The sequence below is a fragment of the Prevotella sp. genome (assembly GCF_051059605.1).
Classification (GTDB): Bacteria; Bacteroidota; Bacteroidia; order Bacteroidales; family Bacteroidaceae; genus Prevotella.
Window position 1 is genome coordinate 2,055,863 of the sequence record NZ_CP050883.1, and the last position, 16,410, is coordinate 2,072,272.

Sequence of the window (16,410 nt, forward strand, 5' to 3'; positions counted from 1 at the left end):
AATTGCATCCATGCCGCATCATTGTACAGTAATGTCTTTGATGCGGTTTTTTGGATATACACTTATAATATGTGCCTTGCCTTGTTTCATTTCAGCCTCCACAATTGTGCCACGACTGCAATGAAGTTTGAATTTCACATTCCATGACTTGGGCCAAGCAGGGAACAGTATAATTTTATCACCTACTTCCTGAAGTAACATCTCCTGAATACCAATCATTCCAGAACCGCCCCAATTATGATCGGGCGTCCAATCATGTCCAGGTCCCCAGAAAGCAGGAAAGCGATGTGGACCACTTTTCAATTTCAAAGTATTCCATTTTACGGCTTCATCAGTAAGTCCAAGACATGCAGCCCAGATATTTGTCTGTTCCCAACCTGCATAACCATTAAACTTGTTCACATAAGGATCGTATTTCCATGTATCGACGGCTACGTTAAGACTGTCACGCCCAACACCAAACATTCGCCAAGGAAATACGGGATAAAGCATTGTCGGTTCGGTATTGTTTACACGCGCCCAGACAACAGCAGGTGAAATGACCTTATGATTATCAACATATCTAAATGAAATATCTGGCCATAATGAAGACATTGTCTTATAACGTGCTATAGTAGTACTATCAGTTCCAACACCAGATAAGTATTTAACAAGATTATCAGTCACCGTTTTTAGTCCGCATACTGTTGAAGTTGGATTATAAGCCATCTTGAATGTCTCAGCGCCGGAACCAGGATATATCAATAAGTGACCATTATCGTCGAGTTGCTTGCGCCCGTTACGTGAAGCCACATAACGATAATGCTGTTCAAAGAAATCAAGCGAAGATTCAATCCAAGGCACATATTTTGAGATGTCTACGCCACCATAACTATGTGCGTCTAGTCCCATTTGACAAAACTCCAGCACGGTGTCCCATGTATATTCCAACCAAGCATTGTATTCAAGTCCTGAATCAAAACCATCAGGGCGCTTTGTTCCATATTCATCATATTCAGGAAGTCCGAAATTCTCTAATTGTTCGGTAAATGCGGCACCACCATGATGCCAATAAACCTTACTGCGCAATTCTGCATTATGAAGAATACGTACATAAAAATCAAGTTGGCTTTTCATGGCATCATAATCTCCGCTTTTAAGCATAGGCCAATAAAGCAGTCGCTGATTCTGTGCAGTATGAGTTCCACCACCCCATCTGCGATAATCAGGAGTAAAAGGGAAATCAGATTTAACATAAGAAGGATCAAAGCAGAAAAGTCCACCATTGAATTTCGTTGGCCAGTCACCAAGAGCATTACATCCCATCATATATCTGAAAAGAGTGTAGTTTCGAGTAATCTCTTCGGCTTCTCCCTCTCCTTCTATATAACTGCGCTGCCACCATTTATGCCACCATGTTACAGAAGACTTAGTATCACGGCTAACATTTATAGCTTTTATAATGCCATCAAGTTTATTATTCCATTCGGCAACTGTTCCCTGATTATCTGTTAAAGCTATACAAAGTTCATGATGTTTTGAAGCAGAACGTGAACTTAGATTATAGCTTCGATAATCAATATTGTCATATACTCCATCACAAGTTCTGGAATATTTAATGTTGCTACCAAATATCTTCCCACCGAATATTAAGTCTTTCAGCGGATTATACATCTCTGCCTTATATGGCAAAAGATGTTGTTGTGCAACAGTTGCATCAAAAACTGTAGTATCTGGATTCTGATGGTAAAAAGTAATTCCACAATCAGATGGAGTTATCACATCATGAGACGTAACAACTCCACTCGGTACACCAAATTTATATGATGTCTGAAAACTTTCTTTTTTACCTATTTCCCGATTACGATAGCGCCAATTATGATATTCATATTCAACAGCTACCGCCTTTTTACTGTCAACACTAACATGAACAACTGGTTTGAATACATCAGCCCAAAGTTTAACAGAAATGTTACCATCTGAAATCACAGCATATCCGTCATTGACCACCAATCGCTGTGAGAAGTTGTGTGTTGTGTTAAGATTTGGAGTCAGTCTTATACGAAAGCGACCTTGCTTTAAGAGAGTATTATTCTCATCAAAAGATCCACTTCGACTCAAATAAAAATATATATCACCATTTTCTACCCATACATTCATTCCGATACTTCCTCCGCCAACAGGCATTGATTCTGACGAATTACGACTCTGGCTATGCCAAACTACATCTGCGGGTTGTCCCCAAACAAAAAGCGGAATAAATAATAAAAGTAAAAACAGTTTTCTCATTGTATTTCTTTTTTATACGGCTGCAGTTCGTAGCTTTATCATTCCTCGATGAACAAGATTACGCACTGAATGATAGTTCATATTCATGATATCACATATTTCATCATACTTGCGTTCATCAAGATAGTAAAGTTGGAAAGCCTCACGCTGTCTTGGGGTCAAGGCATTCAAAAGATACACAATCTTTGCATGTCCCAATCGTTCATTCTCAGCATCTAAATAGGCCTTTTCTACATCATCAGCCATACGCATATTAGTAGCTCTGTCCAAGTCTGTTACATTATTATATGATGCCTTGCGAAACTCATCAAGCAGACGGTTACGCAAAGATACAATTAAATAAGAACTTACCGAAGTAATCTTTAAGGAATCTCTACGATCGAGCATCTTTACAAACACATCTTGTATGCAGTCCTTTATAAGTTCCACATCAGACGTGATGCAACGACCATAATTCAACATTGTCTGAACATACATACTATATAATTCAGAGAAGGCAGCATCATCACCAAACTGGTAAGCTTTCAGTAAAACAAGCGAACTCTTTTCGTTGTTAATAGTAGAAGAAGTCATTTAGGTATATTTTAGGTTTTAATTATCAATTGCAAATGTACCTAAATAACCTTTTAAGATCATGTAAAATCAGATATAAAAATGGGAAAAATTGGTATTTTCCCCATTTTTATTACCATTACAAGTGTATTATCATCTTTTTCTTAACCAATAGATACCTTTTGAAGAAAGAAGATAATTGCCCTTTACTGATACTCCAGTATCTATCTTTTTCATCTCTCCACTCTTAGAATCTATCTGATAAATATCATAAATTCCATTAGAAAGAGAAATACTAACAGTATTCTTATCCGTTCCGATATATGCTACAGCATCCTTCTTTTCATCATTAATCAAATAAACATTATCTTTGTGAAAAGTAGGTTGCATTCCTGCAACACTATGCAAGAACTGTTTATCAGTAACAGGAAGGTCAGGACAAGAGCCACCAGCCATCAATACAGCCCATGACATTTCAGTATAGTTATTGGCATAATACATAACAGCCTTATCACGCCATGCATTACGACATTCAGAAACGCCACGATAGACATCGCCAAAACTAACACTTCCAGTCCTTCCATTACGCAAAGCTTGACGAGGAGCAAGATTCAAACCACCTTTAGGTGCATACAATCCACGACTGTTATAAAACCATTGTTCAATATTTATTATATCAACCGTCTTTGCCAACTCCTTATCCTGCATTATAGAATCCTGAACATCTTTATTTACGGCAAGCGATACAAAAACCTTTTTGTTGTGTTCATGTTCCCATTCAGATATTGTCTGCAACCAGAACTTAACGAACTTGAAAGGTCCTGTAAACTCCTCTCCTATCGAATGAATAACATTCGGTTTATCGGCAAAAGCATCAAGAACTCCATATATATATTTACGATGCAGTTCACGAAGATGACTGTTATTCACATCATAAAAATAATCTGCCATAAAGATTCTCTTATCAGCAGTGAAAGGCACAGGTTCTGGAAATCCTGTATTATTAATATTGTTTGCTGTACGCCAAGGACAATCAACCCAATGCGCACCAGCTTCCAATATGTTATGCTGAAAATAATGCTGATTTATCAATAGCATTCCATTATCAGCCTCACTGTCAGCGAACTTTCCTAGACGATAGAAATACCATTTGTTAGGTCTTGAAAGATCGTATTTGCTCAATCCGTCCCAAGCTGTATCCTTGCCACTGCGTGCAAAAGGCTGTTCATAGAAAGGTCCCCAAACATCGCCGTCACGTCTGCGCACACGTTCGTGGTCATCACGTCTGCGATCATACCACAGTCCGTAATTCTGACTATATACAACATTATTGTCACGCTTCATATTTAGGATAACACTATCCATTCGATCTGTAGTACCATACATTTCCATTCCCGGAACAAATCGTGTAACGGCATAAGGAAGTTTAGAAAATACTGAATATTTTACTCTTCCGCTCCACCATGGACTGTTATGTCTACCACCAACAAGGAGGCTTCCATCAACAAGAATCTTTCCATTCACTATAGCATATTCATGTTTAGCAACAGCAGTCGTGTTAGCGATTTTTATTGCATCAACATTTTTAGTTCCTGTCGGAGATACATTGGCAACAAATTTAGCACTGTCTATCCAAGAGTGCATTGTGATACGTGGGAATTTTGCATTAGCCATCATAATCTGAGCTTGCTCTACAGTAGGACTACTTGATGCTTCGGTATTTCGCTCCAGTGTTCTGGTTATTCCGCTTACATCTCTACCCAAACGTTTACTCAACTGCGACGCAAAAAGACTCCAAGGTTTTACATGGTTATTTGATTCATCAAAGAAACCTGTTCCACAAAATTGCGCCCAACATCCATATACATAATTATTTGTTCCGTCAGGAAGACTGTCGGCAAAGATACCACTTGCAGTACTCTGATATACTGTTGAGTTTGTAGAATTCCAACCTGTACCGTATTTCTCTATACCAAGATTACACAGTTTTATATCATTGCCATCTATATTTACATCATCGAAAAGCAGACCTGAGGCAAAACTTCCAACAGAACCACTGAATCCTAATGACTCATAACTGTCACACTGAACAAAAGCATTTGGACCAGCAGCTATATAGCCTGCAGCGAAGTCGTTGATGCCATGTTCACTATATAGTCTTTGGAAAAGACATTTCTCGCCAAACGTAAGGAATGTGCGACGTCGATAACCACCAATCTCAGAAACTGGAGACAACGATTTGCAATCCTCAACAGTAATCTGACTACCACTGCGCTGTATAACGACAGCCGAACCTGCCAAATGTTTGAAATCAACCATCCTAACCCAACAGTTGATTGCATTAGCAAGATAAACGCCATTCCAAGCATGATCTTCATCCTTAGGATATGCCTTGTCATAATCAGACTCAACAGTGATATTTTCTATACCAGAATTCTCTATTCTACCACTCCAAGTATAACGAAGCATCATGCAGTCTTTGTCGTAAGATATAGGCAATGGAGCATCAAAAGATGGTTTTCCGTTTACAATACCAGTAATCTTTCTAGTGAATTCCAAATCGACTTCACCAGGATGCCATCCCCAATAGCCCAAATCCAGACCGCCGCCAAAGTTACCACATTTCATAAGGTCTATCCATTTCTGAGTAGACTTCCTTACGATAATTACATCATCGTCTTTTTTGGCATTACCTTGAATAGTATCTGTTACTATACGATTATTCTTTCCTTCAACATATACAACTGCTCCACGGTCTACACCTTTCTTCAACAATACCGTTTCACCTTTTACAGTTCCACGAATCACAACTCCTGAAGCTTGTATACGCAAAGGTTCAGACAATTCATAGCATCCCTTACCTAAGAGTACGGCACCACGCAAACCTGTTTTTCTATCAGGTTTCAATGAAGCCACATAATCAATGGCTTTCTGTATGCGTGAACTTTGATCACCAGCATGCCATCCCACATACACTTTTACATCTGCATTGGGAATGGGTTGTTGCGACATGTGGTAACCCACATAACTGTAATCTAATGGGAAGGGTTGCGCATAAGAACACGCAACCCCAATCATAAACACCAATATGGCAATTATCTTTTTCATCAAAAAACGTAATTATTTCTGTTTCTTTGCTGCCTCAATACGCTTATACCAACCATCTCGCTCACTTTTCAGGTCATACCCACGAGTTGCAAGCCAGTTGTTTATACGTCCTTTATATTTACCAAACCAAGCGTGCTTGCTTTTTGAATCACTTGCATCAATAGCAAATTCACGAGCTTCCTTCAACCAATTAAGAATCTGAAGTTTTTCATTTTCTTTTAGTCCTGGTATCATTTCAAGATGCGCCTTATAAGTTTTTGGAACAACACCGTAAGTCATTCCGTCCTTTATGGCTTCTATCTGAGCATCGTTGACATAGTTTGCTAGATCTGCAGCAAACTCGAAATGATGCTTATACAATTCGGCATCAATCGCATTGCGATCTTTGTTTTTATCGTATATGTCGTTCAATTTAAAATAACGGTTACAAATGATATTTAGTACATTATTGCGTACGTTACCATCATTTATATTAAGTCCATCAACTATTTTTATTGAACGCTCGGTTATAGACTTCACATAGTTAGCGTCACGTCCTGCGCTGTCAAGTTTAACTTGACCTGCAGCGCAAAGACATCCGCACATTATAGCAAATACACCGAGTAATAATCTTTTTTTGATAATCATGATATATCTACGTTTACATCAATTTACCCTTTTCGGCAAGAGTATCATGATTATTTTTCAAATTGGTCCAATCAGTCTTTTCTTTTGTACTGATACCGTTAATATACTTTTCAATATTTGTATATCCGTCACCAGTGCAATCCTTTACTGCGTCTGAAGGATCATTTGGATTTAATCCGTTTGCGATTTCCCATTCATCAGGCATACCATCTTTGTCACTGTCCTTATAAGGCTTACCCTTATATTGTGGATATCCGCCCATCTGACGTGGATCTGTTATGATACCTTCTTTATATGAATCTTTTGCAAGACGACGATACTTAAATGAACCATCAGGTGCCTGTGATTTAGGACTAAGTCCCCAAAGATCACCATAAGGATTTACCTTAGGTAGTTTCTTTTCGTAATATGCATTTCCCGTACGAACTTCATCAATGACTCTTTGATCCACGATATCACGCTTAGGAATTGTAGCACCTACATTATTTAATACGTAGTCAAATGTCTGATCGTTTGGAAGAATTGTCATATGAGGCATTACAAAAGGTTCTTTTGAATGCATAATAGCCAATTCGTCTTCAGCGAGATCGCCATCCTTATCGGCTGTCTGTATACCACCAGCCCAGTTATTCTTTGTTATTGCATCATATCCTTCTACAATATTACCATCGGCATATACTCTACCAAACTGCTTGAAAGGAAATAGCTTACCGCTACGGCTTTCAGACTTTATAATACGCCAACCAACATTACTGTCTTTTGGAGTCAATGGTCCTGGCTTGTAATAGTTGTTTACAAAGTTGGACATTGTTGAGAATTCGCCTCCATCGGCAGTACGATGTACCCAGTTATAAATCACATTATTTACAAAGTTGAATACTCCACCCCATCCTATTGACGGATTTCTTCCTGTATTGTCTGCCCATAGGTTTCTCATAAATGAAGCATTCTCTCCACCTATCGTACTTCCAAATGCATGATTATATGTATCAAGAGATTTAGCTGAAATAGTATTCTGTATTGTTACGTTTACTGTCGGTTCCTTGCGGCTACCAATAGCATCACCAAGATCAAACATGTGACGATAGAATGAAATATTCTCATCAAGTCCCCATTCGCAAGAGCAATGGTCTATCATGATGTTTCCAACTGGATTTCCACCGAAAGAGTCCTCGCGATACCATACATGTGTATTGCCACGACGGAAACGCATGTGACGAACTACAACGTCATGGGTATTAACCTGAAAACTTTCACCAGCGATACATACTCCATCACCAGGTGCACTCTGTCCAGCAATTGTAATATATGGAGCACGTACAATTATAGGAGTCTTCAATTTTATAATACCACTTACGTTGAATACGATAATACGTGCGCCGCCTTGTTCACAAGCCCATCTGAAAGAACCTATTCCATCATCATTAAGATTGCTCACGGTAATCACCTTACCACCACGGCCACCAAAAGTGTACATACCGCCACCTTCTGCACCAGGGAAGGAAGGAATCTTTGATTGTTTCAAGTCGTAAGGACGGAAAGCCCAAGGCACATAAGAACGTCCTTCCATAGCTTCTTTCTTTACAATAGGAAAAGCAACAGCCCATGCAGAATCAGAATGTGCAGTCCACACTTTCTGTAAAGAATCAATCTTAGCTTTCGCAGCATCTGTTATGCTTGGATATTGTGCTTCGGCTGCAACCGGGGCCAATATCATTGCGCATGCTGCAAGTAATAGTTTCTGTTTCATTTTATATTATCATTTTTTGTTTGTTCTGATATAAAGACGAACTAAAGCAAAAAATGTAATATCAACTAAAACAAAAAATAGATATTTATTTTTAAAAGTCTATTTGTATAAGTTCGTGATTAAGGTTACAACGTATTGGCAATACGCCTCACTTTGCTTGTATAGTTGCGGTCTTCAGCATAACCAATACGACTTAGAAAAGAATAATAATCCCCATCTGTATATTTATACTGTACGTCATCACGATAACTCTTCACGCTTTCTTCCCACTTATTAAAAACATAATAGCTACCATCAGAAGGATGACGAAGTCCAAAGAGATTATGATTCACACGACATAGCTCACTCGAAAAGTTACCTGTTTCCAATAATGCCTGAGCCAATACAATCTTAGGAAATTTAACATCATATTTCTGCAACATCGCCAACACATTTTCAGCTGTCAACGCAATGTCATTCATTATATAATCGCTGTCGCTTTTCATTTCAAGTTCAGCTAGACTATCACATGTCTTATCAATAGGTGCGACAGCAGGGAGCGCATCAGGCTCATATTGCTGAGCTTGAATTTCCAATGATAATAAAAGCGCGTATATAATTATAAGTAATTTTCTATTTATTGCCATACCAATAAAAAAAACGCTATATTTTTTGGTTTATTGTATTATCAAGAAAAAAGATGATTAGCTACTATTGGTAATCTTACAAAGTTTTATAGTAACACCGAAACGCAACTTAGTTAAACTTTATCCTTACTGGAAAACGACCAAAAAGCTAAATATATAATAGCTTTTCGATCGTTTTATGTATAAGATTATAAAGAGAGTATCAAGACTCTAAAATCACATCTTCTTTATTTGAAAAGCTTTTGCGCAAATAGATATAAATCTTCACGCCATACAGGCCATGTGTGACCACCGTCTTTTGAATCGTAATAATCAAACTTCACGCCTTTCTGCTTCAAATGCTGCATCATTATCTGACAGTTGTCGTAAGCAATATCAGGTTTACCACCTATCGTGATAAAAAACTGTTTCAGATTATTATTCAATAGCGATACGTTATTATCAATATATGCATAATTGGCATCACGCTCCTTATCTGCATTCATGAATGGTGAAGACTTAGCAAACCATCCAGAACTAAACACACCTAGATAATGAAATTTGTCTGTATTTGGAACACCAACATACAATGTGAACATTCCACCCATTGACAAACCTGAAATAGCACGACTATCAGCAGAAGCATCAACGCGGAAATCTTTTTCTACAGAAGGGATTACATTATCCAATATCTCTTTACCAACATTATCAAAGCCTCCAACATTGGCATCAAAACTTACCATCAACATTGGTTTAGCTTTGCCATCAGCGATAAGATTATCAAGAATTATATCACCTCTACCTTGCTGTACCCATCCACGTGCATCCTCGCCGCCACCGTGCATTATATACAACACAGGATACTTCTGGTCAATATTCTTATCATATCCGGCAGGGGTATATACATACATCACTCTCCAGCTATTTGTCACCTTTGAGAAATATCTCACTGTGCTAACATTGCCATGAGCAACATCGCGTACTTGAAAACGAGTGTCTTCCTTTGCATAAGGTACTTCAACACAACTCATCATCCTGCTGCATCCGAAGAATGATTCACTTGATGGATCAGCAACTGACAATCCATCCACGATTAAACTATAATAATGAATTCCAGAGCCTTGTGGTTCTGTAGTTACTGTCCAAACTCCATTTGCATTTTTTGTCATGTCATACTTGCGTCCCAAGTCTAACTGAACCTTTTGTGCTTCAGGTGCTTTGATACTGAATTCAATACTGTTATCTGGCATTATCTTTGGAAAGCCAGATTTGTTAATGTTAGTTGTTGCTGGTGTCTGTGCAAATGTAGCTACAGATACCATGGCAAGCATACTTAAAAATAATTGTCTCTTCATGGTTTTTATTTGTTTATAAATGCGTTTTTAATTGCCTCAACAAGTGCAGGACGCCAATAGTCCCAATTATGATTACCATCTTTCACACGAAATTGATAACGAACACCACGACTTCTGAAAGTCTTTATGAGATCCATATTGCCTTCTAATGTGAAATCATCATCTCCACAATCAATAAACCAGCGAACAGTATTCAGTTCATTAATCTTTGTCTGCTGACATTCTGCAACATACTTTATAGGGTTATTTCTCTCTACTACAGTCTGTCTCCATTCACCAAGCGGATCGTTTTTAAGAAATTCCAATGGCTGACGACGCAGATAACTACTCATGGCATAAACCATGTTAAAGTATTCTGGATGATGTACTCCATAAACCACAGAGCCACCGCCTCCCATAGAAAAGCCTGCCAAAGAACGCTTACTTTTATCATTAAGCACACGATAATGACTTTCTATATAAGGGACAAACTCCTTGAAGAAGAAATCTTCATAAGTCCAGTCTGGGTCATTAAACCAAATCATTTTATTCTTGTTGGCTTCTGGACAAACGATAACCATTTTAGGAACAATATGGTTATTGATAAGGCTATCAGCAACATCAGGCAAATGTCCATCCGTCACCCATTGTGTATCTTCACAACCACCACCATGCAATAGATAGAGCACAGGATATTTCTCTGCTTTTTCAGCATCATAGCCAGGAGGAAGATATAATGTATAGTCGCGTTGTGATATGCCTTTCAACATTTTACATGGCATTTTCATATATTCAATTCTACCTTTATCTTGGCTAAACATTCCGCCACAAACAAATAAGAGTAGAAATGATAAAATTGTTTTCTTCATTATCAGATTTTTTATTTTCAATATGCAAAGTAACAAAAAATATTCCACTATACTATATTCAAATGTTTCAAATACTTTATGCAATGTTACATATCCAAATTAATATATAACAAAAGAAATGTGTTTAATATTTGAAAAAGATTGACCAAGAGGCAATAATACTCATAGTATTTACATTTACTTATATATATATTCTGATATTTGTCTGTCAGTATGCTTTTTAGATAATCCCAATGAGTATCTTTTTTAGCTTCATACGTCTTATTATAATTTAGACATTAATTTAATATGAAAAGACAACTGCTTATAATCACAGCAATGGCAGCCGGTTTGTCTGCCAATGCGCAACAAATAGACTTCAACCTTGCAGGGAGACAGGCTTCACAAGTAACTGAAGACGGTTTTACTCCATGGGCTATTGCTACTACAAAATCAGAATCGATGCTGCTTCAAGACAGTGGCATCACGGTTAAAATGGCATTGGATGATTCCGCAACAGGAATGACAATGAAGTCATGCTGGTGGAAAGACGGAGTAAACAAATTCTCAAAACTTATTTCTGACGGCGTAACTGTATACCAACTTGACGCAAGTGGAAATACGACGATGATTCGGAGTGGATCGGTAAAGATGATTGTCACAATAAGTGGACTTTCTGCTGGCAAGCATACCTTATTGACATATCACAATGATACCGACGGAAACTCTCCTGCCAAGCTAGATGTTTACGTTAATGGAACAAAGGTACAAACAGGCGTGAAACAATCAAGCAGAGTTACGAATACTGACGATTGCGGAATGTCGTATGTAGAGTTTAATGCCGAGGAAGGAAAGGACGTAACAATATGGTATGTGACCACACCTGAATCAGGAAAAGACTACACGAAAGATAACGGAACGACAAGTCTCACGATCAATGCATTGGTACTTGACCGCCCAAATCCTAAAACTACAGCATCAACTCCTATTCCAGCAAACAGAGATTACCACGTTGACGCTGACAACGGAAACGTAAAACTAGAATGGAAAGCAGCTTCTACAGCTGTGAAACATCATGTAAAAATAGGAACATCTTTAGATAACATGCATGAATTGGCAACAGTTACAGACGCATATTATCAACTAAGCAACATGTATAACCTTAATGAATATTTCTGGCAAATAGATGAAGAGGATGCTAACGGGAACATATATGAAGGTGACTTGTGGACATTCCGTCCCAGACATCTTGCATTCCCAGGTGCAGAAGGTTATGGCAAATATGCTATCGGCGGACGTGGAGGAAGCGTATATCATGTAACAACACTTGCAGATAACGGTGATGATGCGAATCCTATTAGTGGGTCGTTCAGATATGGAATAAAGAAAGCTGCAGGACCAAGGACTATTGTTTTTGACGTTGGCGGAGTGATTGCACTAAAAAACAGACTTACATGTTCGGATAAGTATGTTACGGTTGCTGGACAAACAGCACCAGGTAACGGTATCATGCTTCGTGATTGCCCTTTCGGAATGGCTGAAGACGGAATAACCAGATTCATGCGCATGAGACTAGGACATAAAACTAAGACAAACGGTGTTATTGATGATCAATACAAAGCTGCAGGACTTGATGGTATGGGTATGGCTGGAAACAACAATTCTATTATGGATCACTGTTCTATCGGATGGACTATCGACGAAGCTTTCAGTAGCCGCAACGCACGCAGCATAACATTACAACGCACGCTTATATCAGAAGCATTGAATGTTGCAGGTCATCCTAATTATAAAGCAGGAACTGCCCATGGATACGCTGCTACAATTGGAGGCGGTGAGGCATCTGGTGTTGGTTCGTTTCATCACAACCTCCTTGCACACGACGAAGGCCGAAACTGGAGTATAAGTGGAGGACTGGATGGAAGCGGCGCTTATGACGGGCATCACGACATCTTCAACAATGTTGTTTACAACTGGGGAGGACGTGCATGTGACGGAGGCTCACACCAAGCCAACTTTGTAGGTAACTTCTACAAGGAAGGTCCTGCCACAACACAGAAATATCTGCTAAGAGCACAGTTGGAAGGTACTGGTACTGGCTCACAATCATACTACGTAAACGGTAATCTCCGACAGGAAAAAGATGGAACTTTAACTGAGGACAAGGAAAATGAGACCTATCGCGTTGAAGCAAGTCAAGTATATAACTGGCAGGTATTTGTTGATAAGCCATTCTTTGCAAGTGAAGCAACTATAGAAAGTGCCAAATCAGCCTATAAGGATGTTTTGAGCGACGTAGGATGCAACATGCCTTCACTCGACAATCACGACACGAGAATGATTAATGAGACAATAAACGGAACAACTTCTACAAAAGGTAGTGTTTCGGGTAAAGCTGGACTTATTGACTCTGAGGAAGACAAAGGATGTGAAGGATTTGGCGGATTGAACGTAAATGATGCTACTCGCAGTTCTAACTTCGATACTGACGGAGATGGAATGCCAGACTGGTGGGAGAAAGCCAACTCACTAAGTACAACAACTGCAGATAATAATGGAGATGCAAACGGAGACGGATATACAAACCTTGAAGATTATCTTAACTGGATTGCAGTACCTCATTTCACAATATATAAAAATGAGACTTCTGTTATAAACCTGAAAGACTTCTTCGCAGGCTTTACGAATAGTCCGACATTTGAACTTAGCGGTTCTGGCAACATTATCTATGACTTTGATGGTGCAAACACACTTACAGTAAATTCAGGAAATAACAAAACAGGTTTCTACACCATAACAATAAAGGCATCTGATAAGGATGGCTGGGGCACGATGCAGCGTGTATTCAATTTCTATATTGACGGAAATACCACTGCTATAAATAATGTAAGCAACGACAAAAAGACAAATACCGAAAAATGCTATAACATTTTAGGACAAAGAGTTGAAGCTAAAACACATGGTATCGTAGTTACTAAAGGAAAGAAAAATATGAATAGCTAAATCAACAATTCATATATATACAAAATGAGGACACTTCTATATTGAAGTGTCCTCATTTTATTTTTAGTTTCAATCGCCACAGTCAAAGTATGTGGCGATTGTTTTGTTTGGATTATTCAGCCAATGGATCAAATGTTCCAGCAGAACCAGACTTATTATAGTCTGCCCATCCTATTGTCTGAGGCAAAGCCTTATTGGCAGAAGATGCACCAGAACATAAACCCAACAGATAATAATTTGGACGGAAATTCATATACTCAGAAACGTGCTGTGCATTATATCCATCACCCTTCTTAAGTTTGCGTTTTAGGTTACTCTTATACCAAGTTGCCAATTGAGTAACCTGATCAGTAATAGGTTTGCGCAAATCAACGCCAGCAGGGCGTGTAACACCAGCCTTTACCATTGGATCAGAATCATAAGTAGTTCCTCCAACACCATATTTATCGGCTACACGGAATTCCATGTTTTCACGACGCTGTCCGTTAAACGGTTTGAAACCCAACCATGTACAAGTGTTTCCACCCCATCCTGTAAGAGTCCAAGAAGCTGGAGCACCTGCAACTTTCTGTGCACCACCATCAAATAGCATCCAACGACGCATATCATCAAAGCGTTTGCCTTCGTAGGCGAATTCTATCTGACGTTCGTATAATATAGCGCTCATACATGCAGCCTGATCTGATGAAAGATTTGCCTGTAATCCACAATCACCAGTATACCCTACACGCTCACGAATCTGCTTCAACACATCCACAGCCTCATCAAGATGTCCAGCACCACAAGCTGCCTCAGCAAAGTTCAACAACACTTCAGCAAATCTTATTTCGAGAAGAGGGGCTGCTGAATAATATGGAGCTGCACCTTTTACATCTGCTGCAACGAAAGTATAAAGAGGACTGCCATTCGCATCAAGGTCATCTGTCTTTTTGCGCACGTATACACCAGATCTATTTAGTAACAAGTTATCAGCACCATAAGAGTTTCCACTTTCTACATTGCCCTGATCATCAAGAGATGTGTACCATACATAGTTCCACAAAACGAAATTCTTTCCGTCAGAAGGATTGTTAGCTACAGCTGTACTATAATCGCCATTATATGCCCATCTGAAACCAGGGAATGTAAATGTACGATAAAAACGTGGATCACGATCTACGAAAGGTGTTTCTGGATCATAAGCATCCTCAGATGTTTCCAGTCTGGTATATGTACTAGTACCAGAAGGAATCTTACCATCTTTCATCGGGAACATATCAACTAACATAGCCGAAGCATTCTTTCCGCTACCACCAGCATTCTTTGGTCTGATACCCTTTTCCCATGTATTATTTTTCTGATTGTCAAGACCATCACCTGTTACATTATTGTAAAGAGTTACAAATACAGCTTCCGGATTCTTTGCTGATTGTGTAAACATGTTGGCAAAACCTTGTGCGTTTTCACCAGAGCCCTGATAAAGTCCATAGCCACAAGCCTTGATACTATCCATTTCCTGCTTCATAACTGTATATGCCTTTGTCCAACGACCTTCATCATTTGCACGATTGAAGATAGGACTAGCCCAAAGTAACAAAACACGACCTTTCAGTGCCTGAGCAGTACCAGTTGTCACTCTTCCATAATCACTACCGCTCCAACCGCCGCTCATGGTTTTTGAAGCAAGCAAAGATGCAGCCTTATCAAGGTCACTCAATATAAACTCAATTGAAGCCTTTGTTGAAGAACGTGGAGTAACAGATGTCACTAGAGGATCTTGTGTTTCTGTAACGATAGGCACACCACCATACCATTTCACGATATTATAATAACACCATGCACGGAAGAAATAGCACTGTCCTAGCAATATATTCTTCTGATCCTGAGAAAGCGTTCCTCCGTTGATGCCCTCAATTACATCATTGATATTACGGATACGACCATATACAGCCTCTTGTATATTCGACTGTGTAGCCATGAAGTAATCAGGAACCTGATTGGTGGTACTTGTTGAAGACAATTCTATGTCCGGATTTACGAAATCACTGAATCCACTGTATTCCTCTGTAGACTGTCCTGCTATATCAGCATTACCCATAGAAGGATACTTCCATGACATATCATTTGAAGTTGGCAGACACCAACTATATACATCGTTAACTCTACCGTTACATCCACTATAATAATTATAGATATCTGAATTCACATTATCATAGTTTTTCTTATCTTCAAGAAAACCGTCACTACATGAAGCCATTGCCAACAGACCTGCCATGCAGATAACTGATATTTTAATATTATTTTTCATTGTAATTACTATTTATAGTTTTACAGTC

The 16,410-nt window shown here is 38.8% G+C and carries 10 protein-coding genes; 1 reads left to right on the forward strand and 9 read right to left on the reverse strand.

Going from position 1 to position 16,410, the window contains the following annotated elements; translation table 11 throughout:
• Positions 1-18 precede the first annotated feature (18 nt).
• From HEQ28_RS08145 to HEQ28_RS08180, 8 genes are all read right to left on the reverse strand, one after another.
• Complete coding sequence (locus HEQ28_RS08145; protein WP_434501771.1) at positions 19-2,268, reverse strand: DUF5703 domain-containing protein; 2,250 nt, start codon at positions 2,266-2,268, stop codon at positions 19-21.
• 12 nt (positions 2,269-2,280) lie between these two features.
• The gene (locus HEQ28_RS08150) at positions 2,281-2,841 is read right to left on the reverse strand and encodes an RNA polymerase sigma factor (RefSeq protein ID WP_434501772.1); all 561 of its coding nucleotides are present in this window, start codon (positions 2,839-2,841) and stop codon (positions 2,281-2,283) included.
• A gap of 132 nt (positions 2,842-2,973) precedes the next feature.
• Positions 2,974-5,928, reverse strand: a complete 2,955-nt coding sequence (locus HEQ28_RS08155; RefSeq protein ID WP_434501773.1) for a DUF6298 domain-containing protein — start codon at positions 5,926-5,928, stop codon at positions 2,974-2,976.
• A 12-nt stretch (positions 5,929-5,940) separates the two neighbouring features.
• A complete protein-coding gene (locus HEQ28_RS08160) occupies positions 5,941-6,549 on the reverse strand; it encodes a DUF3826 domain-containing protein (RefSeq protein ID WP_434504440.1) in 609 nt (202 codons plus the stop codon).
• A 19-nt stretch (positions 6,550-6,568) separates the two neighbouring features.
• Positions 6,569-8,305 carry a polysaccharide lyase gene (locus tag HEQ28_RS08165; RefSeq protein WP_434501774.1) on the reverse strand — a complete coding sequence of 579 codons (1,737 nt, stop codon included), beginning with the start codon at positions 8,303-8,305 and terminating at the stop codon, positions 6,569-6,571.
• A 125-nt stretch (positions 8,306-8,430) separates the two neighbouring features.
• Complete coding sequence (locus HEQ28_RS08170) at positions 8,431-8,931, reverse strand: glucosaminidase domain-containing protein (protein WP_434501775.1); 501 nt, start codon at positions 8,929-8,931, stop codon at positions 8,431-8,433.
• Between the two features lie 227 nt (positions 8,932-9,158).
• Entirely contained in the window at positions 9,159-10,265 is a 1,107-nt protein-coding gene (locus HEQ28_RS08175; protein WP_434501776.1) for an alpha/beta hydrolase-fold protein, read from the reverse strand.
• A gap of 5 nt (positions 10,266-10,270) precedes the next feature.
• Positions 10,271-11,113: an alpha/beta hydrolase gene (locus HEQ28_RS08180; protein WP_434501777.1), complete on the reverse strand. Its 843-nt coding sequence runs from the start codon at positions 11,111-11,113 to the stop codon at positions 10,271-10,273.
• Between the two features lie 288 nt (positions 11,114-11,401).
• Here HEQ28_RS08180 and HEQ28_RS08185 point away from each other — a divergent pair, with 288 nt between their 5' ends.
• A complete protein-coding gene (locus tag HEQ28_RS08185; RefSeq protein WP_434501778.1) occupies positions 11,402-14,095 on the forward strand; it encodes a hypothetical protein in 2,694 nt (897 codons plus the stop codon).
• A 112-nt stretch (positions 14,096-14,207) separates the two neighbouring features.
• Here HEQ28_RS08185 and HEQ28_RS08190 read toward each other — a convergent pair whose 3' ends face one another.
• Positions 14,208-16,382 (reverse strand): RagB/SusD family nutrient uptake outer membrane protein, encoded by a 2,175-nt coding sequence (locus HEQ28_RS08190; protein ID WP_434501779.1) that lies wholly within the window; start codon positions 16,380-16,382, stop codon positions 14,208-14,210.
• Between the last annotated feature and the right edge of the window lie 28 nt (positions 16,383-16,410).

Bases quoted from the DNA above. Each gene is read 5' to 3' on its own strand.
- HEQ28_RS08145 (WP_434501771.1), bottom strand. From the start codon at position 2,268: ATGAGAAAACTGTTTTTACTTTTATTATTTATTCCGCTTTTTGTTTGG.
- HEQ28_RS08150 (WP_434501772.1), bottom strand. From the start codon at position 2,841: ATGACTTCTTCTACTATTAACAACGAAAAGAGTTCGCTTGTTTTACTG.
- HEQ28_RS08155 (WP_434501773.1), bottom strand. From the start codon at position 5,928: ATGAAAAAGATAATTGCCATATTGGTGTTTATGATTGGGGTTGCGTGT.
- HEQ28_RS08165 (WP_434501774.1), bottom strand. From the start codon at position 8,305: ATGAAACAGAAACTATTACTTGCAGCATGCGCAATGATATTGGCCCCG.
- HEQ28_RS08170 (WP_434501775.1), bottom strand. From the start codon at position 8,931: ATGGCAATAAATAGAAAATTACTTATAATTATATACGCGCTTTTATTA.
- HEQ28_RS08175 (WP_434501776.1), bottom strand. From the start codon at position 10,265: ATGAAGAGACAATTATTTTTAAGTATGCTTGCCATGGTATCTGTAGCT.
- HEQ28_RS08180 (WP_434501777.1), bottom strand. From the start codon at position 11,113: ATGAAGAAAACAATTTTATCATTTCTACTCTTATTTGTTTGTGGCGGA.
- HEQ28_RS08185 (WP_434501778.1), top strand. From the start codon at position 11,402: ATGAAAAGACAACTGCTTATAATCACAGCAATGGCAGCCGGTTTGTCT.
- HEQ28_RS08190 (WP_434501779.1), bottom strand. From the start codon at position 16,382: ATGAAAAATAATATTAAAATATCAGTTATCTGCATGGCAGGTCTGTTG.